An 18,995-nucleotide genomic window follows, 5' to 3' on the forward strand; every position below is an offset into this window, starting at 1 on the left:
GTCGAGGAGACCGAGGACTACCAAGACTCGCTCAGAGACGACAGCGACACCAGTATTGGCATTCCAGGCGGCGATGATATCCCCGACTTTGGGACCGGATCACCGCTCGCCGGAGTTGCTATCATCGGTGCTGCTGTCGCAGTCGTCGTTGGCGTCGTCACGAATCTGCTCCCGTTCGGAGGTGACTAACGATGCGGGTTCTAACGTTATCCGTCGTCGCAGCCCTGGCGCTCGCGATGGGCGTGGGCTTGATGGGCGGCACCGCGATCGCCGAGGAGACCAGCAACGAAAGCGCCAATCCAGAATATGAAGTCGAGTTCGGTGACGACCTTCGGATTCTCGACTACCAGCTCGAGGANGCCGAGGAGACCAGCAACGAAAGCGCCAATCCAGAATATGAAGTCGAGTTCGGTGACGACCTTCGGATTCTCGACTACCAGCTCGAGGATGGCACCGCCACGATCACCTTCGACGCCGACCGGCCGTTCACCGTCGTCGTCTCTGACGCACTCGCTGGCGTCGACCAGGAGGGTGCGGTCGAAGTCCCGCAAGATGAGTTCGAGATCGACACCGGCGAGAGCACGATCACCATGGATGTGCGGGAAGTCAACGGCGCGTCGACCGTTGGCGTCGCGGTCCAGGGTACGACGGTTCGGCTCGGCACGGAGATGGAAGAGCCAGAGACCGAAGAGAATCCGTTCGAGACGTTCGGCGGTGAGTCCGGCCTCTTCACCGGCGTCATTATGACAACCGGACTGGCGGGGCTTGGAACGGCTTACGTGATCCGCAGCGAAGACAGCGGAGTGATCGAAGCATGAGCGGAGACACCAGCGCCACGTTCGGCAGCTGGTCGGACCGGCTCACCTACCTGCTCGCGGAAGGCCAGCTGCTCGTCGCCGGTGCCGCTGTTTCGATCGGCGCGGCTCTCATCTGGATTCGACCGGAGATTCCAGGCATGCCGCCGGTCGCTCGAGGGATCTTCGCGGCGATGCTCCTCCTTGGGCCGCCGCTGCTCGGATTGTTCGTCACCGGTGCCCGGAAGCTCCGAAACCGGCACATGGAGGAAGTGTACCACATCAACGGCGTCACGGACACCCGTCGGAAGCTCTACGTCGCACCCGAGGTATGGGCAGAGAAGACCGTCGAGGGGCCGTCTCCGTACCGCTGTAACGATGAGACAGCGTACGAGGTACGGGAGTTCACGTACCACGAGGACACCGGCCAGCTGGTCGTACGCGGCTGCTACTTCAGCCAGGTGGCCGACTCGAAGCTCGTCACGACGAAGGCCATGCTCGAGGATATTCACGGCGACCTCGTCGACGCGTTCCTGGAGTACAATCGGCTCCGCGGACGCATCTCGAAGATGGGCCTCCAGATTCAGAGTGATGTGATCAACGAGGAAGCAGAAGCCGACGAGCGCGGTCTGATGAACCCACGAACATCGGTGAAAGAGCGGTTCGAATCGGCCAAGAGCGACGCCGAGGACCGCGACATCGACCAGATCAAAGACGTGACCAAGTACGTCGAAGAGTACGCCGACGAGCACGAGATCGACACGACCAGCGGGCCACCACAGACGCGCGCACAGGCCGCAGAACAGGCCGCTGCAACCGACGGAGGGACTGATCAATGAGATTCTACGGACAGCAGAGACTCTTCGAACTGACGACCAGCGAACTCGAGCGCTACCGTGAGAAGACTCGCGAACTCGACTACNAATGAGATTCTACGGACAGCAGAGACTCTTCGAACTGACGACCAGCGAACTCGAGCGCTACCGTGAGAAGACTCGCGAACTCGACTACTATACTGAACGGCCAGAGAGGCGACTGCTCGCCGAGGAGTGCCGGGAAATGGTCACCGAACTCGAGCAGCGCAAGAACCGAATGCTCGCGAACGCGATTCGTCGACGCCAGCGAGAGGAGATAGAGCACGCACTCGACGAGGCGGAGATCGACGCCCAAGAGATCATCCGGGAACTCGAGAGTGAGTCAGCATGAGTGACGAGCAGGACAACTACACGGTCGGTGGCTTTCGCGAGTACCAGGAGGGCAAGCTCGAGCGCACCCCGGACGAGGTGCTCCCGCACACTGGATTCGTTCGGGACGAGCAAGTCGATAGACAGCTGGCGATGCGTGCGATCCACCACGAGCCGGACAAGTGGGACGGAAAGGCCGCGAAAGACTACATGGCGGTCGGGAAGAACCGGGATATCCTTCGCGTCGAAGGGAGCGAAACGGCCCGAAACGCACTCGACAACGGCGATACGCTCACGCTGAAGCACTACATCGGTGACCCAAGCCAGCAGGCTGACCTCGCCGGAATCAAAGCCGTGACCCGACTCCAGGAGATCGTCGCCGGCCCGGCACCCGTCATCGTCGTCTTGGGCGAGATGGGCGCGGGCAAGACCGACTTCGCTGGGCTGTTGGGCCAGCTTCGGGAACGGTGGGTCGACGGCGATCTCCTCGTTGGCAGCAACATCCGAACGCTTGACCGGACCGATCGGTGGGTCCGAGACGATGGCACCGTTGAAGACGGCTGGATTCCACACTACCCGCTGCTCGAGGAGTGGGCCAAGCAGGACGGTGATCCCGTCAACAACCCTCAGCAGCCGAAGCTCTTCATCGGCGACGAGTTCTCGACGAACGCCAGCGGCACCGGTGCAGACGGCCACAAGGTCCGCCAGAAGATGGGACCGCTCGTCTACAAGATCCGCAAGTACGGCGGCGCACTCATCTACATCGCGCATGGCGAGAGTTCGATTCATCCGCTACTCTGGCGGGTCGGCATCATCATCAAGAAGACCTCGCAGAAGTCTGCCGTCGTCGCCGATCGTGTCTCGGGTGGGAAACTCGTCGACGTCGATCCACGACCGCTCGAGGGCATCCCACCGACGGACTGGAACTTCCACACGCAGGACGAAGCCGATTGGGCCTGGGAAGCACCCGAGGGGGACAGCAAAGACGGCAAGACAATCGCCGAGGAGGACGTGAAACGTGTCGCAGCCTGGACGATGAAAGAGTGCCGCCGACAGGGAATGTCCGCGCGCGAAACCGCCGAGTTCGTTCCCTACAGCCACGCTACCGTTTCGAATTGGTGGAAAGACATCGACGAAGGCGGGAAGAAGGCAGACTGGGTTAACACCGTCGAGCAGGTGATTGCATGACGGCGTCGGGGTGTCTACCTGTAAAGCGGAAGCGACCCCCCTACAGTCATGGGCGGCGCGGTCCGTCAGGACCGCGACGCCGTAGCCCATCGCAGCGCTCTCCGCGCTCGACTCACCAGCAGCGGAGGAGTATATATATCGGCGCGCGACGCGCGTGGTCCGCGTGAATCGCTCGAAGCGAGCGAACCACTTCGGCACGGCCGTCGAGAAACGAATGGCCGCGAAGCGTCGGTTCGAACTCGAGCGCAGCTCGTGGCACGACGCCAGGTTCGGCAACGGCACACCCGTCGAGATCAAGTCAACGATGCACGAGCATTCGAACGGTCAGCCCGGAAACTGGAAGATCTATCGCGAGTACCACGAGAAACTACGGCGACACGACGGCTGGTACTGTTTCGTCGTCTACCGACCACATGGGCGATCGGGGCTGACGATCCTTCAGGACAAGATGGTCCGTTCGTGCGATCTCCCGCTACTCCGGTGGCACGGCGGCGGAAACCATCGGGGAACCGAGCAGGCGAAAATAGCCATCTCAGATATATTTTAAGCAACATCACCATTGGTCTCAAAGTAAAGTAGTCACTTATGACATCTCAAATACGTCTCGTGGCGCGTATTTTTCCCAATTATCTGTGTCCCAAACAACATCAGCGAAGCGATCTGCGAGGTCTTTAGCGTCAGACTGGCTCAAACCGTGTAAGGCACCTTCTTTGACCCTACATTTTTCGATAACAACTTCGCTGTCCATGTACTCAACAAATTTTTCCCTCTGTTGATCGATTTCTTCGACTGCTTCCTCAGTTAAGAAGTACCACGCTTGACGATTCTCTCCAGTCTGGTCCATCATATAGACAACTCGCCAGCCTGGCATTGATTCTTCATTTGTCACAGCAACGAAAGGACGTTGTTCCTCTTTTGCTTTCTGTTTCTCGTCTCGAATTTCGCTCTGATCAGTACAAACTGGAACACTTGAAGGAGTATCGATCGTTGGCATAGCTATTACTTATTTAATTTCCTGACTTTTATACTCGTCGTGATATGGTATACCATTGTTTATTTCCAAGGAGGTTTCCAGATCATATAATTATTAATATCTTTATTGGAGTGTTTGAGTGACGTGTCCAGTATATTTTATTGGGAAGGGCATAATTTATTAGTCTATGCCAGAGTCCAGTGATCTTGAACAGTCCACTAGCCAATCTCCTGATTCTGTTTCCTGCCGGGTGTGTGCAGGTTTCGCTATTTTGGGGATTGGCCTTTACATCTCTTTTATAACACCCTATTTGGCAATTCAGTATGGGGAATATCTCGGAGCAACAACTTTGCTCCAGCTCGGTGCGATTATAAGCAGTGCTGCTGCACCACTATTATTCGCGGCCCCAAGAATACCGAGAATCAAACGATTTGTCAGACCCTCTCGATTTGAAGATGGTTGGGAGACTTTGCTCACCCTATATAAACTAAATCAAGACGATAGAGGATTCAATGAAGTGCTGGACTTTCTTGGAGATCATAGGGGAAATGGAAGTGGTGACTCCCAGAGAGATATAATAGCATCCGATCATGGTATAGAAGATATATCTAATTCTGAGGTTGGAATTGTAGATTTAGTTGAAGAGGTAAGGATTGAAAAAGTAGACCTTGGGCGAGACGCAATTCTATTCTGCTACGATGAAGAGACAGGAGGTCCAGCGGCAGAACGTAACAAAACAGCGAATCACGGATTCACTAAGCCAAATGTCGATGAAGCTAGTGATGACTGGAGATGGTTAGGTCCTATTATACCCATTGAGCATAATGCGTCCGCGTACATAAGTGAGCAAATAGACAAATGGGCAATGTACGGAGGTATTGCTATTGCTATCTCTGTCATCCTTCAAATATCAGTTATATCATTGAGAGCAATATAATTCACAATCTCTTCTATTTCAACTACCTTCATAGGAGGTGAAGCCCCCGTTTCATGTGCTTCCACTGGAGTTCTGCGTGCGGAAGCGGGGGCGGGGCGGTGTAATTTTTTGACTCTGTCCCCTTGGGGACACCCGTCAAGGGGCGTTTCGCGCGAAGCGCGAAATCGACCCGCATGTGGTGCGGCGCGATCGCGGTGCCGACCCCGGCTCGAGCCGAGGACTACAACCAAAACTGGACAGTCACCGATAGAATACAATCTGAGTTGCTGAAAACAAGTACTACGACAGTGTTGCCACTCACGAGGGCTGTTCTACCAGCTGGCGATCGAACCCACGCGGTGGCTGTCTCGTCCGCCTCCAGGTGTCCGCCAGACCATCGACACCTTGCTGAACTGCACTACGTCGTTCCCTGAGTGTCGCCACGCGTCGATCGCTTCCTGTGCGACCTCGCGGGCGTTCTCGAAGCTATCGCCCTTCAGCAGCGAGAGAATCGCATCGATACGGAGTTTCTTCGGGTTCCCAGCCTCGTCGTATTCGATCTCGGCACCGTTCTCCGCAAGCCACTGCTGGAACGGCGAGGACTCTGCGACGTGATCGGCCAGGCCCATCACATGCTGAATCCGATCGGCGAAGCTCTCGATCGCGTACTCCGCCGACTCGACGAGCGCGCGTAACTCCTCGCGGTACTTCCGGACTCGGAACGAGACCTCGCCCTGGTCCAGTTCAAGAATGTCGTCCAGATCCTGAATTGCCCGGTAGATCGTCGCGGGATGCTTGCCGAGCTGGTCGGCGAGTTCGTCAACGGTCGACCCACCGTCGGTCGCGACCTCCTCAGTCACCTCCCGCGGCGTCTCGCCCAGATCCTGCAGCGTGGTCATGAGCAGGTGCTCGCTCTTGGCCTCGAGGCGCGGCGTCGGATCGTCGTAGAGTTCCACAAGGTCATCTCGAGCGACCGCGTCGAAGTGATCGTCTTCGACGTAGACACCGTTACCGTCCGGTCCGAGAGGGATGTCTTCCCAGTGAAGCGCGTTTAGCAGCGTCTCCTCAATCTGCTCGGTGACCTCGTGTCGATCGGCCCACGCCCACGCCGTGTTGTCGTTCATCTTCTTGTTGACCAAGACCTCCACCTTCGGGTGGTACGACGGGTGGTCTTTCGANTCGGCCCACGCCCACGCCGTGTTGTCGTTCATCTTCTTGTTGACCAAGACCTCCACCTTCGGGTGGTACGACGGGTGGTCTTTCGAGACAGCGTCCGGGTCAGCCAACTGGTAGATCTCGAACTTGCGGCCGTAGGTGTGGTCCGGGAAGAGTTCCTTCGCCGAAGCTGGGTTCAGTATCAACCGATTCTGGTGGTTGATCACTTCCTCGTTGTCGATGTGGAGCTCGGCTTTGACTCCCTCCAGGTCGGAGAGGTGGAGTGCGATCTTCTGCAGGACTCCCGCCGAGGACAGCTTCGCAGCCCATTCACGACGAATACGTACGTACCGCTCGTACGCCCACATGCGACTTGCTTCGTGCGGCGGCGCTCGGAAGTACTCTGAGTGAATCCGTTCGTTGGCCTTCTCGAAGATCGCCGCGAAGAACTCGGGCAACAACTCGAGCCCACGCTCTGGTTCGATGTTACTCGTATGGAACTCGACGTCGACGCCGTCGACCTCGCCGACCTGATTCTCCCAGGGAAGGTTCACCGGTTCGCCGGTTTCCCAGTGGCGCATGTTCGGGAACCGGGGCGAGATGTTGAATGACGCCTTGCTTTCGCCACGCCCACGGCCCACGATATCCCACTCGTAGAGCCGTTCGGCGTTGATTCCGTCGGAGAGCCGCGGTGCAAATCCGGATTTACTGTAGCTCACTTTGACATGCCACGGTTCGCCGTCGATCTCGGTATCCAATTCCAGGTACCCTTCGAACGGCGGGCCGAGCATGACCGACGAGAGTGCGTCGTACGGACCTCGGCCCCAGTCGGGCCACTTCCAGCGGCCTTCGCACTCGTGCGGCGTCGTCTCGACCTGGCTCACGCCTCCTCACCTCCTTCCTGCTCGAGGAGCCCCGAGAGGACCGCAACCGCGTTCCACCACGTCGCGCTACCACACCGGTGGCAGACGTGCTTGAGCGACGTGAGGTCTTCCGCCTTGAGTTCGGTCGGGTCCTTGCTCGGATCTTTGCTCACTTCGGCGAGCGGTGCGCGCTTGACTCGCGTCCGCCCACAGCCCACGCAGATCGCGTCGACGGGAATTCCGACCTTGCCCGCGGCTGGGCTTGCGAGTTCAGCGGTGAGATCTCTCTCACCGTGCTCGATGTCGGAACTCATCGTCGATCATCGACCGGTGCCGATGCGTCGACTCCCGCAGGATTGATGACGTGCGACCAGGCGAGCTTCGCGACCTCGGATTCCGAGCGCGAACCGCCGACCTCGTACCACCGGCCGACCAGCAGCTCGTCGACGATCGTCGCCGGCACGATCGCGCGGGCGACCTGGGGGAGCCCCGGGCGCGGAATGTAAACGACGAGCAGGTACATCCCGGCAGCCTCGAGCAACTGCTCGTGAGCGTCGCGTTTGACGTAGAAGCGTCCGCGAGTCGTGCTGTCCCCGTTGCTCGTCTCTATCTGGCAGCCTTTGATTTCGACCGGCGTTTCCGGTTCAACCACCACAACGCCGTAGAACGGCAGTGAGTGGGCCGGCTCGAGGAGCGCGGTCGTTCGTGCGTCGTGCCAGGTTGCGGTCCGATCACCGACGTACTCCAGGGCGTTGATCGTCTGCACCAACTCCGCCTCGAGCGCGTCACCGCTGGCCTTCGAACTCTCGAGAGCGGACGCTCGCGAACTCATAGCGGACCCTCCTGCGCGTCGCGCACTGCGCGCGTGCAGTCTGAACAGAGTCGGCGAAGACCAGTGACCTGCTCATCACATCGTTCGCACTCGTCTGATTCGACGAGACGGCTCATGCCGCCTCACCCCGACTTTCGGTTGCTCGACGAACCTCCTCGTCTGTTGCTTGGTGGGCTGGATGGGCGATGGGCGTCCGACTGTCGACATCGTACAGCTGGCTCGCGCGGACAAACAGTGTCCTACGCATCGACCTCACCGCCGTGACGGCCGAGAGATGTCTCTGGGTCGGGGATTTGAACGTCAATACCAGCGGCAGAGCCGCGGCTCAGGCGCGCATACGTATCGCACTCGCCGCAGCGATGGGCCCGGTTCTGATCGTCACCGAAGACGCGGCAGAACCGGTCGGTGACATGGGCTCCGCAGTGACGGCAGGTCGAAGAATTGTCTAACGCCTGCTGGACGATCGTCACACAGACCACCCCGACTCTCCACTACAAAATTCGCCAGCAAGCGGAGACCCCCGAGTGGAGACAAGCTCCACACCGGATTTACCGGTCGCTTTCGCGAATGAGAAACTGAGGGTAGAAGCCCGAACGCTGCTGCATACACCGCTATCCGTTTTGACTACAGTTCGGCGAGAATCTGAGTCCGCCCTCCCCGATTTGAACGGGGGGCAAGTCGATCTACAGTCGACTGCTCTACCAGTCTGAGCTAAGGGCGGTCGCACTCAAACGTAGTCGCCGAGGTAGACATAAGGGTTATTATTTCCGCTCCGGCCCAACCGTGGTACCATGTAACAGCATGATTGATATAGGATGCGTATCAATATGTCTGTATATCGGCTATGAGCAAGATCACGTTCCGTGCTGACGACGACCTCGTTGAGGAGCTCGAGTCCCTCGAACTCTCCAAAAGCGAGGCGATGCGTCAGGCCCTTCGGTCCTATCTCGGTTACGATGAAGCCGAGTGTAAGACCAGCGACGAGGCGCACGCGGAACGGGCAGCTACATCATCACCCACCAACGAAAAAACAAACATCGGTTCGCAACTCGAGTGCCTTCTTGAGAATCTCGTCTGCGAGCGCGTCGACGAACGGCTCGATGAACGACTCGAATCACACACTGACGAGAGTAGCGCCCGTCGAACCGGGCCGGTAGGAACACTGTCTGACACTGTCCACCGAGGTGACAGTCGGGTGCAGACGCAGCCGCCGGCGCGTGACCCACAGGATGTAAACGTCACTATTTCGCTGGCGGGTGTTGCTGATGGTGTTACCGAGCAGTCCCGGACTGACCAGGAGCAAGCGCTGAACGCGCAGACGCGTGAGACAAGACGGACAAGCAATCCACGAACAAGCAACCAGTCGGACAGTGGTCAGTCTGACCAAACCGGTCGTGCTGCTGTCGGACAGGATCGATCACCAGACACTCGAAACAACGAACGGCCACAGACAAACACACAACCAGCGTCAACAGAGACAAAACACACCTGTGATCAGTGTGGTGAAACCGTCGACTCGGACCACGTATACTGTCCGAACTGTGGAGAAAAGTCTTCACGACGGCTGTTCTGTGAATGTGGCGATGAGTACCGGTCAGATTGGTCGTTCTGCCCCGGCTGTGGGAGACGAACGCCGGCAGCCGACGTTCTAGAGCCCCGATAACTGTTCGACAGTCCCGTCTGACAGACAGTTGTAAGACAATGAAAATCCGATTCGTCGATAGTTTTATTATGAAGGGCAGTATTCGGTTTATTCGCGTAAGACGACTGTCTTACACCGGGCTGAAAATGCCCAAAATCGCCCGACGATGGGCGATCTCGGTGTAAGACACGTCGCGTCTGACAGGGGCGCGCCATCGTCTTACCCAACGGGGAATACAACAATGGAGCGTGTGACACTGCGAATTCCGAAACAGCAGATCGATGAGGTAGAGCAGCTGGTTGACTCGGGCGAGTTCCCGAACCGGAGTGAAGCAATCCGGTCGGCCGTCCGCGAGATGATCAACGAGCAGTACGACGGCCACAGCGAACAGGCCGGAAAACACAACTGGGCGAAGGTCTAACAATGCAGGATATTGTTCAGGACGCCCTCGAGAACGCAGAACAGGAAGCACGGGAGATGGACGCCACGATGGACGGCGACGAGTTCGGTGACCCCCGAATCGTCATCGTTGGCTGTGGCGGTGCCGGCAACAACACCATCAACCGGCTGTATAACATCGGTGTCGACGGCGCTGACACCGTGGCGATCAACACAGACAAACAGCATCTGAAGATGATCGAGGCCGACACGAAGATCCTCGTCGGCAAGTCGCTCACGAACGGTCTCGGTGCTGGCGGTGACCCCTCGATGGGCGAACGCGCAACCGAGATGGCCCAGAGTACGGTCAAAGAGGTCCTCGGCGACGCAGACCTTGTCTTCGTGACGGCAGGTATGGGCGGTGGCACCGGCACGGGTGCCGCCCCCGTTGTCTCGAAGATCGCCAAGGAACAGGGAGCGATCGTCGTCGGCATGGTCTCGACACCGTTCAACGTCGAGCGTGCCCGCACGGTCAAGGCCGAAGAGGGGCTCGAGAAGCTCCGCGATCAGGCGGATTCGATCATCGTCCTCGACAACAACCGACTGCTCGATTACGTCCCGAACCTTCCGATCGGTAAGGCGTTCTCGGTCATGGACCAGATTATCGCCGAAACGGTCAAGGGCATCTCGGAGACGATCACCCAGCCGTCCCTGATCAACCTGGACTATGCAGACATGTCCACGATCATGAACCAGGGCGGCGTCGCGGTGATGCTCGTCGGCGAGACACAGGACAAGAACAAGACCGACGAAGTCGTCAAGGACGCGATGAACCATCCGCTACTGGACGTCGACTACCGTGGTGCATCCGGTGGGCTCGTCCACATCACGGGTGGGCCGGACCTCACACTCAAAGAGGCCGAAGGCATCGCGGACAACATCACGGAGCGCCTCGAGGCGTCTGCAAACGTCATCTGGGGAGCCCGGATTCAGGAGAACTACAAGGGCAAGGTCCGCGTCATGGCGATCATGACCGGCGTCCAAAGCGCACAGGTGCTGGGCCCGACGACACAGAAGCAGGCCGACAAGTCCCGCGCGAGCATCGAGGGACTCAACGACACTGACTTCGACGCAAGCAACAACGTCGAACAATCCGGCCAGAGCTTCGGTGCCCAGAGTGACGGCGGCCGAAGCGAACTCGACAAGCAAAACGGCGTCGACGTTATCCGCTAACCGACGCTGGGTTCTGGCTAGTCGTGGCGGTGCAGTCGCGGTACAGCTTTGATTCACTCTGATTCGTTTAGTTCGGTTTCGTTCAGTTCGGTTTGAGTGGGCTCGTTTGCGAAGGTCTTACTGGACACTGAGTGCAGACAGCGTGTCGTGTGATTAGCTCCGTCGATATCCAACCGGAATGTACAACAGGCCGCACGCGGACAGTGTGAGACGACCAGCCGATGCACGCACTCGTGTTCGCTGCCGGTCGCGGCACGCGACTACAGCCGTATACCGACGACACACCGAAGCCACTGCTCGAGGTCGCCGGTGAGCCCCTGCTCAGTCGAACGCTGCAGACCGTCGCCAACACAGTTGCTGGCATTGAACAATTCACCATCGTCGTCGGCTACCGAGGCGATGAAATCGTCGACCGAATCGGCAATACAGTCGACGACGTACCAGTGTCTTACGCGTGGCAACGCGATCGGAAGGGGATCGCACACGCTGTCTGCCAGGCAGCCGAGGACGGCTACGGTGTCACACTCGCATCTGACGACGACCAGAACGAGGACGCGTACGAGTACGAGCATAAGGAGGAAAACAAAGACGAAACCGTGTCAGACACCGCGTTCCCGGACGACGTACTGACGATAAACGGTGATAATGCCCTCGACTGTGATCTCTCACCGCTCGCCGACCGCCATCGCGAACCCGACGTCGACGGGACACTGCTACTCGACCGCGTCTCGCGAAACGAAGCCGAAGCCACAGCACTGTGTTCGCTCGCAGACGGCAGGCGTGTTCAATCTATCGAGTCGACGGTCGGGCGTGGGCAGACGACGGGCTACATGGCCGCGGGCATCCAGACCCACAACGGACCTGACCTGCTCGAAGCCTGTCGGACAATCGACCGGGCCGACAGCGGCGAGTTCGAACTCACGGCTGCACTCGAGTCCCTGCTGGCTGATGGTGCATACTACGTCGGTGTCGAACTCGATGGCTGGCACAGAAATGTGAATACGCCTGCTGATCTCGAGCGAGCGCGGAAACGGTTTGAGAGAACAAGTCGTGATCAGGATCGTCGCGGAGGCGACAGGTGAGTCAACGAGTAAACCGTTCCTAACTATGTCTCACTAAACAATTCGGGACGGGAGACGTGTGAGTACTGCGAGACGGTACTTGAGTAGTTAAACCAGCGCTTCGAGCAAGGAGCACTTCCGACAGATTTCGCGGGTCGTCGTGGATCCACACTCGGCACAGTCCTGGAGGTCTGCACCGTCCTCGCCGCTGAACTCGTCGGACGTGATGCCTGCGAGTTCTTCGTATCCAGAGAGAATCGAGTGCCGGGTGCCGGGGTGGTTCTCCTCCAGGTCGTACAATAGCTGCTGGATCTCGCCACGGTAGGCCTCGCTCGCGTGTGGACACTCCGTGATGTGCGCTGGCAGGTCGTTGATGTGGGCGTAGAGTGCGACTTCCTTTTCGGGGACGTCACGAAGCGGCTTGGCGCGCGGGACGAACTCGTCCTGTTGCTCGCGCTCGGAGAGCGGGCCGAGGCTTGCATCGAAGTGTTTGGCGATCTGTTCGACGTCGCCTTCGAGGAAGTTCATCAGCGCCGTCTGAGCTTCGTCGTCTAAGTTGTGGCCCGTCAACAGGAGGTCTGCGCCGAGATCGTCTGCGTAGCGCGAGAGAATATCGCGGCGGAAGACGCCGCAGTAGGCGCAGGCGGCCATGTTTTCGGGGTCATCCTCAACCACATCGTCCATCTGAATGCCGAACTCCTCCTCGTAGCTGACGACCTCGTGGCGGATATCGAGGTCGTCGGACAGTTCGACGCAGGCGTCGAGGCTCTTGTCGCGGTAGCCCTCGATCCCCTCGTGAATCGTCAGGCCGACGAGTTCGATGCGTGGGTCCTTGGCGAACGTTTCGTGGAGAATCTGGGTGAGGACGACGCTGTCCTTGCCGCCAGAGAGGCCGATAACCCACGTTTGCGGGTTTGCAGGCGTCGCGTCCTTTGGGACGAGGTCGTCCCGGCGCACCCGCCGGCGCACCCGCTTTTCGACCGATTCACGGAAGTGATCCGCACAGAGGTGTGCCCCGGAGTAGGCGGCGTGCATGACCGCCTCCTCGTCACACCGATTGCAGTCCATCGCGGTGGGTTTGCCGTCGAACGCGTATGTCGGTTTCGTCTCCTGCGTGCGCTGTGGTCTCCGGAATTGTTGTTGGAATTGTTGTTGGGATCGTTACTGGACTCGTTACCGGGATCGCTATTCGGCCGATTCGGGCGCGGCCGGTGTCCGAGACGGGACGACCGAGCGATCCTCGATGGCTTCGGCACCGTCCTGAAGTGAGTCGAGGAGCAAGTCGACGTAGCGCTCGCGCATCGCCGAGGAGAACAGTTCGTGGCCGCCGTCGTAGAGGACGACATGTTCTGCAGGGACACGCTTGCCGATTGGCCGGAGGTCGACGACGGGGTCACGAAGCGTACAGAAGACCACCGCGTCGTGATCGATCGTCAGAAGGTCCTGTTGGGCATAGTGGATCTCTCGGACGAACGCTGGAGAGATCCAGCGCGGCATCGTCGAAATCTGGTGGTCTGTCGCCTTCTCGCCGAGTACGTCACGCCCCATCTCGCCGACGGGAATGCACGGGAGCGTCGTCGGCACGCGGGAGACGAGGTCGAGTGCCTGTTCGGGTAGGTCGACATTGTACCCCCACCACGGGCTCAGGTAGACGTGGTTGTCCGCGCCGTCGAGTGCCTGGGCGACGAGTGCACCCGCACTGTGGGCAAGTAACTGATACTCCTCTAAGTCGAGGACGTACTCCGCAACTGGCTCAAGCCAGTCGGCTTTGAAGTCCTCGATATTCGTCGGGAGCTCGAAGGCGTGAACCCGATAGCCGGCGTCGGTGAGCTTCCCGATGAGCCAGCTAACGTTCTCGTGGGTCCAGCGGTTGCCCCAACCCATGACGAAGACGAGTTCGGTCTCACCGTCCTCGTTGAAGACGCGGTGTCGCATACAGTTCACTTTGAGCGGATCAGATAAAAACCTGCTCTCTTGACAGGACAGGGAAATGACCGGCCGTCGGCGGTGGCGTCACAATGGCTCCGGGGAGAGACAACGCACAGCCACGAACACAGCGTTTGAGAACTGCTTTGAAAGCGCCCGTGTGAGTCGACCCATGTTCGACTCCCTCCGCGCCCGACTCTATCGGCTCGGGTTCAATCTCTTTCCCGCCTATCGACGTACCGGCGGTCGAGTCACCTACATCGCGCCCGACTGGCAGGAAATCCGCATCAAGCTCCCACACACCTGGCGGACGCGTAACTACGTCGGGACGACCTTCGGCGGCAGCATGTACGCCGCAACGGACCCGTTCCACATGATGATGCTCCTGAAGACCCTTGGCGACGAGTACACCGTCTGGGACAAGGAAGCCGAGATTCGCTTCAAAAAACCCGGTACCGAGACGCTGTACGCGCGATTCACGATGACCGACCAAGAACTCGACGCGATCCGGGCCGAACTCGACCGCGAGGGAACGGACTCGATCGACCGCCACTACACCGTCGACCTCGTCGACGCCGAGGGAACCGTCCACGCATCGATTCGAAAGACCGTGTACGTGACGACGGATCGATCGAAACGTGCCTGAGCGAGGAGTGGCTGAGAAACCGTTTTGCAACTCGAGTACCCACCGTCGATAATGAGCGACACTGGTGGCGATAGCGAGCGCGAGACGGAGAGCGGGGGACGGAACGGGAACGGCAACAGCAACAGCAACAGCAACAGCAGCGCCAGCGACAACGGCAGCAACGGCGGGTTTGACCGCACCGATGCAGTCGACCGACTCGAGTCCCTCGTCGACACCGTCGAGCGAGACCGGATGCCCGTCCCGGTCCGCGAGGTCTGGGCCTTCGGCGACGTTGCGCTAGGACTTGATCCAGTCGAACGGCTCGATATCTACCTGACCAAGGATATTCTGCTGCGCGATGAGAGCGCGCCCGCTGCAGGCGGCAGTGGAGGGAGCGACGAGCAGGACCCCGACGCGCGCTTTCAGGAGTCCCACGGAATCGAAGGCGTCGGGAAATCCGTCCGCGCGGACTGGGCCGAGGAGTACCCCGAGTTCCTGCGCGCGAACGCGAACGGACACGCCGCACCGGAGCAGTGTCTCGCAGCGCACCTGCTCGGGGACGAACACGGGACCGGTGACGAACCGATCCACCTCGAAGTCTGCAACGCCTCCTTCGAGGACAACGTCACACAGCGCCTTCGCGGTGCAACACTGCGCGAGGACTACACCCAACTGCTCGATCCCCGCGGCGTCTGCCTCTGGGCCGACGGCACCCGGAGCGACGAAGCGTTCCGAAAGCTCCGCGAGAGCGAACTCGCGCTGCCGACGCTGTCGGCGGCTCTGAAAATGCTCGGGATGGAGGACGAGGAGGCGACGACGGCAGCCAAGGAGCTACACGCCTGGCGTGAGGAGCAGGATGGAGTGACAGTGCGTGGCGACGTGGTCTAACGTTCGCCGCGTTTATAGATCCACATCTGAACCGTCGTCAACCTCCTTACCTCCGTCAATCGACGTTTGCAACCGAAATTGCACGCGCAGCCGTTGCCTTGAACGAGGCCTTGACTTCCGTCCCGGACTCGAGTGCTAGTCGCTCGAGACTGGTTTGGGTGATGACCGTCTGGAGGGTGTGGCCCGCGCCGAGGTCGAGCGTCACGCTGGCGATGGCGTCGGCGGCGTCGATGGCGGTAACGGTGCCCGTAAACTGGTTTCTGAGGCTCGTTTGCACGGTGTTCGTCACCTCTGTATCAGCGCCGCTGGCAGATCCAGACGACGCGGAGAGAACGACCGCATCCGAGCGCACGCTGACCTGGACCGACGAGTCGTCCGCAGGAACCAGCGCGACAATCTGTCCGATGGGCGTCTCGACCGTTCCGAGTTCGCCCGTCCGGTCGACGACAGTTCCCGGAAAGACGGACGCCGTGGCGCGAGCGACGCCGTCCAGTTCGGTTTGATGGCGTTCGAACTGCCGAAGCAGGTCGCGGGCGACGGGCGTGAGTTCGGTTCCGCCGCCGTCCGCGCCGCCGCGGCGGCGCTCGGTGACCGCGCCGACGGCGTCCTCGAGTGCAACCACACGACGTTGGAGGCGAGCGTAGGAGCGGCCGAGCGCGTCGGCGGCAGCGTGCATCGAGCCGTGGTCATCGATCGCGGCGAGCATCTCGACATCCTGGCGGTCGATCGTCACGTCGTCGATCGTGAGTTCGGTCTGGTAGTCTTTTTCGACGGTCATGTGAGGGCGAGGTGGTGGTAGTGGTATCGACTGCGAGACATCAGTAAATCAATTCTCCGTCGATGAACTTGCGGGTTCGCGGGTCGGCCGGGTCCTCGAAGATCGTCTCAGTATCGGCGACCTCGATGATGCCGTCGCCGAGCAATACCGCGACGCGGTCTGCGACACGCCGCGCCTGATTCATGTCGTGGGTCGCAATCGCGACACCGATTCCCCGCAAACTGGCCGCGCGGACTGCATCCTCAATCACGGCCGTATTTCGCGGGTCCAGGTCCGACGTGGGTTCGTCGAGGAGGAGCACGTCCGGGTCGTACGCCAGCGCTCGCGCGAACGCGACGCGCTGAGCCTCACCTCCTGAAAGAGAACTGGCGTGGCGGTCGAGTTGCTCCGCGAGTCCGACCACGTCGAGCGCCTCCAGCGCGTCACTGGTTCCGTTTCGCAGTCCGACGAGATCGGCGATCTCACGACGCAACCGGTCGGACCACGACCGGCGAACGTGCAGGCCGTACTCCGCGTTCCGGCGCACGCTCGCGTCGAAGAGGCTGGCGTCCTGAAACACCATGCCGATGCGCCGACGAAGCGCGAGCCGCTCCTGCTGGCTGGTCGCCCAGACATCGATGCCGTCGTACTCGAGTACGCCCTCGTGCGGTCGGTCGAAGAGTGCGAGGAGGCGCAGGAGTGTGGTCTTGCCGACGCCGGAGGGGCCGATGATGGCGACGATCTCGCCGGGGTCGACGCTGAGAGAGACATTCTCGAGGACGGTGGTGTCAGCGTAGCCGTGGTGGATGGTGTCGGCGCGGAGGGTCATCGGGGGCCACCTCCGTTGCCGCCGCTGCCGCCGTTGCCGGTGTTGCCACCGCTCCCACCGCCGCTGCCGCCGTTGCCGAGCCAGATCACGAGCGCGTTGACGAACAGGACGAGGCCGACCAGAATCACGCCGAGGAGTAGTGCCGGTTCGAAGCGCCCCTGGCGGGCCTCGAGCTGGATCGCGGTCGTGATAGTCCGTGTGTAGGACTCGCCTTCGGGGCCAACGATGTTGCCGCCGACGATGAGGACGCCGCCGACCTCGCTGATGGCGCGGCCGAAGCCGGCGAGGACGGCCGTCGCGATGCCGTAGCGGGCTTCCTTGATCGTCACGAGTGCGACGTCAAAGCGGGTCCCGCCCATCGCGAACGCCGCGTCTCGAACCTGCTGTTCGACGCTCGTGACGGCCGCGAGGCTCACGCCGGTGATCACGGGTGCCGCGAGCACGATCTGGGAGAGGATCATCGCCTCGGGAGTGAACACGAGGTCAAGCGAGCCGAGCGGGCCCTGATTCGAGACGGCGAGCAAGACGACGAGTCCGACGACGACGCTCGGAAATCCCATCCCCGTCGTGATGACCGAGGCGAGCACGCTCTTTCCGGGGAACTCTTTGAAGCCGACGAACAGGGCGAGTGGGATGCTGATGAGCGTGCTCAGGACGACGGCGGTGAGGCTCACGTAGAGTGAGACCTCCACGATGCTTCTGATGTAGGTCCACTCGAACGGGAAGTCAGCGGCGACCGCGACAGTGTCGGGTGTCAACCGGCCCATCCCACTCCATAGTTGAGAGCCAGACGCCATCATCGACACTACGACCCATCACCGCCATTGGCACCCGATCCTCGCCACCCCGCCGAGACATACTGCTCGAAGTTCGGCTCCTCGCTGAGCGCCTCGGGATAGAACAGTTGCTCGTCGTCGACAGTGTACTTCTCGATGATCGACTGCCCCTCGAGACCCGTGATGAAACCGATGTAGGCCATCGCCAGTTCGTAGTTGACGTTCTCGTGGACTGCAGGATTCACGGCGACGATCCCGTAGGGGTTTGCCAGATGGTCCGACCCACCCTCGACCGGCCCCTGGACGTGGATCTCGAGGTCCAGATCGGCGCGCATCGAGAGGTACGTTCCCCGGTCCGTGAGCGTGTAGTCACCCTGCTGGTTCGTCATCGAGAGCACGCTGCTCATCCCCTGGCCGGCGTCGAGGTACCACTCGCCACTCGGCTCGCCAACGTCCGTCTCCTCCCAGAGCTCGAGCTCCTTCGTGTGCGTCCCCGAGTTGTCGCCACGAGAGATGAATGGAGAGCCAGTTTCCGCGATGGACTCGAGTGCCCCAATCACGCCGTCGGCGTCCGCGGTGCCGGCCGGATCGTCTGCGGGGCCGACGATCACGAAGTCGTTGGACATCAGATCGCGGCGGTTCACGCCGTAGCCATCTTCCATGAACTCGTCCTCGAGCGCTCTGGCGTGGACCATGACGACGTCCGCGTCGCCGCGGCGGCCGATCTGGAGCGCCGCGCCGGTTCCCTCGGGAACCGTGTCAATCGTCACGCCGTAGCGGTCCTGAAACGGGACGTGGAGCTCATCGAGCAGCCCCGTATCGTACGTACTGGTTGTCGTCGTCAGCGTGAGCGTCTCGCCTGCGATTCCCGGTGCGTCCCCGGCTGTCTCGTCGCCGCCGAGACAGCCTGCGGCACCGACAGCAAGGCCGCTTCCGACCGTCGCGATGAACGACCGTCGTTGTATCGTCATGGAT

At 60.3% G+C, this 18,995-nt stretch carries 25 protein-coding genes and 1 tRNA gene; 13 read left to right on the forward strand and 13 right to left on the reverse strand.

Annotated elements, in window-relative coordinates:
* From C482_RS21555 to C482_RS14325, 6 genes are all read left to right on the forward strand, one after another.
* Positions 1-189 (forward strand): hypothetical protein (locus C482_RS21555; protein WP_006168421.1); only part of this gene is annotated, 189 nt, incomplete at its 5' end.
* 2 nt (positions 190-191) lie between these two features.
* A complete protein-coding gene (locus C482_RS14305) occupies positions 192-818 on the forward strand; it encodes a hypothetical protein (RefSeq protein ID WP_006168422.1) in 627 nt (208 codons plus the stop codon).
* A complete protein-coding gene (locus C482_RS14310; protein WP_006168423.1) occupies positions 815-1,633 on the forward strand; it encodes a hypothetical protein in 819 nt (272 codons plus the stop codon). The genes C482_RS14305 and C482_RS14310 overlap by 4 nt, the downstream gene beginning before the upstream one ends.
* An 85-nt stretch (positions 1,634-1,718) precedes the next feature.
* Positions 1,719-2,000 (forward strand): hypothetical protein, encoded by a 282-nt coding sequence (locus C482_RS14315; RefSeq protein ID WP_006168424.1) that lies wholly within the window; start codon positions 1,719-1,721, stop codon positions 1,998-2,000.
* Entirely contained in the window at positions 1,997-3,166 is a 1,170-nt protein-coding gene (locus tag C482_RS14320; protein WP_006168425.1) for a P-loop NTPase family protein, read from the forward strand. The genes C482_RS14315 and C482_RS14320 overlap by 4 nt, the downstream gene beginning before the upstream one ends.
* Before the next feature lie 163 nt (positions 3,167-3,329).
* The gene (locus tag C482_RS14325; RefSeq protein WP_049896781.1) at positions 3,330-3,713 is read left to right on the forward strand and encodes a hypothetical protein; all 384 of its coding nucleotides are present in this window, start codon (positions 3,330-3,332) and stop codon (positions 3,711-3,713) included.
* A 36-nt stretch (positions 3,714-3,749) separates the two neighbouring features.
* Here C482_RS14325 and C482_RS21240 read toward each other — a convergent pair whose 3' ends face one another.
* On the reverse strand, positions 3,750-4,160 hold the full coding sequence (locus C482_RS21240; protein WP_152422019.1) for a hypothetical protein: 411 nt from the start codon (positions 4,158-4,160) through the stop codon (positions 3,750-3,752).
* Positions 4,161-4,326: 166 nt separating this feature from the next.
* Here C482_RS21240 and C482_RS21245 point away from each other — a divergent pair, with 166 nt between their 5' ends.
* Positions 4,327-5,076 (forward strand): hypothetical protein, encoded by a 750-nt coding sequence (locus C482_RS21245; protein WP_152422020.1) that lies wholly within the window; start codon positions 4,327-4,329, stop codon positions 5,074-5,076.
* Positions 5,077-5,387: 311 nt separating this feature from the next.
* Here C482_RS21245 and C482_RS14335 read toward each other — a convergent pair whose 3' ends face one another.
* The 6 genes from C482_RS14335 to C482_RS14355 form a co-directional block, all read right to left on the reverse strand.
* Entirely contained in the window at positions 5,388-7,094 is a 1,707-nt protein-coding gene (locus C482_RS14335; protein WP_006168428.1) for a DUF7845 domain-containing protein, read from the reverse strand.
* The gene (locus C482_RS14340) at positions 7,091-7,387 is read right to left on the reverse strand and encodes a hypothetical protein (RefSeq protein WP_006168429.1); all 297 of its coding nucleotides are present in this window, start codon (positions 7,385-7,387) and stop codon (positions 7,091-7,093) included. Before C482_RS14340 ends, C482_RS14335 begins: the two co-directional genes overlap by 4 nt.
* Entirely contained in the window at positions 7,384-7,905 is a 522-nt protein-coding gene (locus tag C482_RS14345; RefSeq protein ID WP_006168430.1) for a hypothetical protein, read from the reverse strand. Before C482_RS14345 ends, C482_RS14340 begins: the two co-directional genes overlap by 4 nt.
* A gap of 112 nt (positions 7,906-8,017) precedes the next feature.
* Positions 8,018-8,152, reverse strand: a complete 135-nt coding sequence (locus tag C482_RS22675; RefSeq protein WP_275039633.1) for a hypothetical protein — start codon at positions 8,150-8,152, stop codon at positions 8,018-8,020.
* Positions 8,145-8,384, reverse strand: coding sequence for a DUF7563 family protein (locus C482_RS22430; RefSeq protein ID WP_083858626.1), 240 nt, complete (start codon positions 8,382-8,384; stop codon positions 8,145-8,147). The genes C482_RS22675 and C482_RS22430 overlap by 8 nt, the downstream gene beginning before the upstream one ends.
* A 168-nt stretch (positions 8,385-8,552) precedes the next feature.
* Positions 8,553-8,626: transfer RNA gene (locus tag C482_RS14355), tRNA-Tyr, on the reverse strand.
* A 123-nt stretch (positions 8,627-8,749) separates the two neighbouring features.
* Here C482_RS14355 and C482_RS14360 point away from each other — a divergent pair.
* The 4 genes from C482_RS14360 to C482_RS14375 all read left to right on the forward strand — a co-directional run bounded on the left by C482_RS14360 (position 8,750) and on the right by C482_RS14375 (position 12,240).
* Positions 8,750-9,568, forward strand: coding sequence for a double zinc ribbon domain-containing protein (locus C482_RS14360; RefSeq protein WP_006168432.1), 819 nt, complete (start codon positions 8,750-8,752; stop codon positions 9,566-9,568).
* A 220-nt stretch (positions 9,569-9,788) separates the two neighbouring features.
* The gene (locus C482_RS14365; RefSeq protein WP_004216792.1) at positions 9,789-9,968 is read left to right on the forward strand and encodes a ribbon-helix-helix domain-containing protein; all 180 of its coding nucleotides are present in this window, start codon (positions 9,789-9,791) and stop codon (positions 9,966-9,968) included.
* Positions 9,969-9,970: 2 nt separating this feature from the next.
* Positions 9,971-11,158, forward strand: a complete 1,188-nt coding sequence (ftsZ, locus tag C482_RS14370; RefSeq protein WP_006168433.1) for a cell division protein FtsZ — start codon at positions 9,971-9,973, stop codon at positions 11,156-11,158.
* 221 nt (positions 11,159-11,379) lie between these two features.
* Entirely contained in the window at positions 11,380-12,240 is an 861-nt protein-coding gene (locus C482_RS14375) for a nucleotidyltransferase family protein (protein WP_006168434.1), read from the forward strand.
* Positions 12,241-12,327: 87 nt separating this feature from the next.
* Here the strand turns inward: C482_RS14375 and ncsA are convergent, their stop codons facing one another.
* Together ncsA and C482_RS14385 are read right to left on the reverse strand one after the other, a co-directional pair.
* Positions 12,328-13,287 (reverse strand): tRNA 2-thiolation protein NcsA, encoded by a 960-nt coding sequence (gene ncsA / locus C482_RS14380; protein WP_006168435.1) that lies wholly within the window; start codon positions 13,285-13,287, stop codon positions 12,328-12,330.
* A 117-nt stretch (positions 13,288-13,404) separates the two neighbouring features.
* Complete coding sequence (locus C482_RS14385) at positions 13,405-14,154, reverse strand: alpha/beta fold hydrolase (protein WP_006168436.1); 750 nt, start codon at positions 14,152-14,154, stop codon at positions 13,405-13,407.
* A gap of 163 nt (positions 14,155-14,317) precedes the next feature.
* Between C482_RS14385 and C482_RS14390 the strand changes: the two genes are divergently transcribed.
* Both C482_RS14390 and C482_RS14395 read left to right on the forward strand, forming a co-directional pair.
* The gene (locus C482_RS14390; RefSeq protein ID WP_006168437.1) at positions 14,318-14,791 is read left to right on the forward strand and encodes a DUF4442 domain-containing protein; all 474 of its coding nucleotides are present in this window, start codon (positions 14,318-14,320) and stop codon (positions 14,789-14,791) included.
* Positions 14,792-14,842: 51 nt separating this feature from the next.
* Positions 14,843-15,658, forward strand: coding sequence for a DUF7095 family protein (locus tag C482_RS14395; protein ID WP_006168438.1), 816 nt, complete (start codon positions 14,843-14,845; stop codon positions 15,656-15,658).
* Between the two features lie 55 nt (positions 15,659-15,713).
* Here the strand turns inward: C482_RS14395 and C482_RS14400 are convergent, their stop codons facing one another.
* The 4 genes from C482_RS14400 to C482_RS14415 are packed head-to-tail and all read right to left on the reverse strand — an operon-like array spanning position 15,714 to position 18,991.
* Positions 15,714-16,436, reverse strand: coding sequence for a molybdenum-dependent transcriptional regulator (locus C482_RS14400; protein WP_006168439.1), 723 nt, complete (start codon positions 16,434-16,436; stop codon positions 15,714-15,716).
* Positions 16,437-16,476: 40 nt separating this feature from the next.
* Positions 16,477-17,244, reverse strand: coding sequence for an amino acid ABC transporter ATP-binding protein (locus C482_RS14405; protein ID WP_006168440.1), 768 nt, complete (start codon positions 17,242-17,244; stop codon positions 16,477-16,479).
* A complete protein-coding gene (locus C482_RS14410) occupies positions 17,241-18,011 on the reverse strand; it encodes an ABC transporter permease (protein ID WP_006168441.1) in 771 nt (256 codons plus the stop codon). The genes C482_RS14405 and C482_RS14410 overlap by 4 nt, the downstream gene beginning before the upstream one ends.
* Positions 18,012-18,049: 38 nt before the next feature.
* Positions 18,050-18,991 (reverse strand): substrate-binding domain-containing protein, encoded by a 942-nt coding sequence (locus tag C482_RS14415; RefSeq protein WP_006168442.1) that lies wholly within the window; start codon positions 18,989-18,991, stop codon positions 18,050-18,052.
* Between the last annotated feature and the right edge of the window lie 4 nt (positions 18,992-18,995).

It is taken from the genome of Natrialba chahannaoensis JCM 10990 (assembly GCF_000337135.1).
In the GTDB taxonomy this organism is placed as follows: Archaea; Halobacteriota; Halobacteria; order Halobacteriales; family Natrialbaceae; genus Natrialba; species Natrialba chahannaoensis.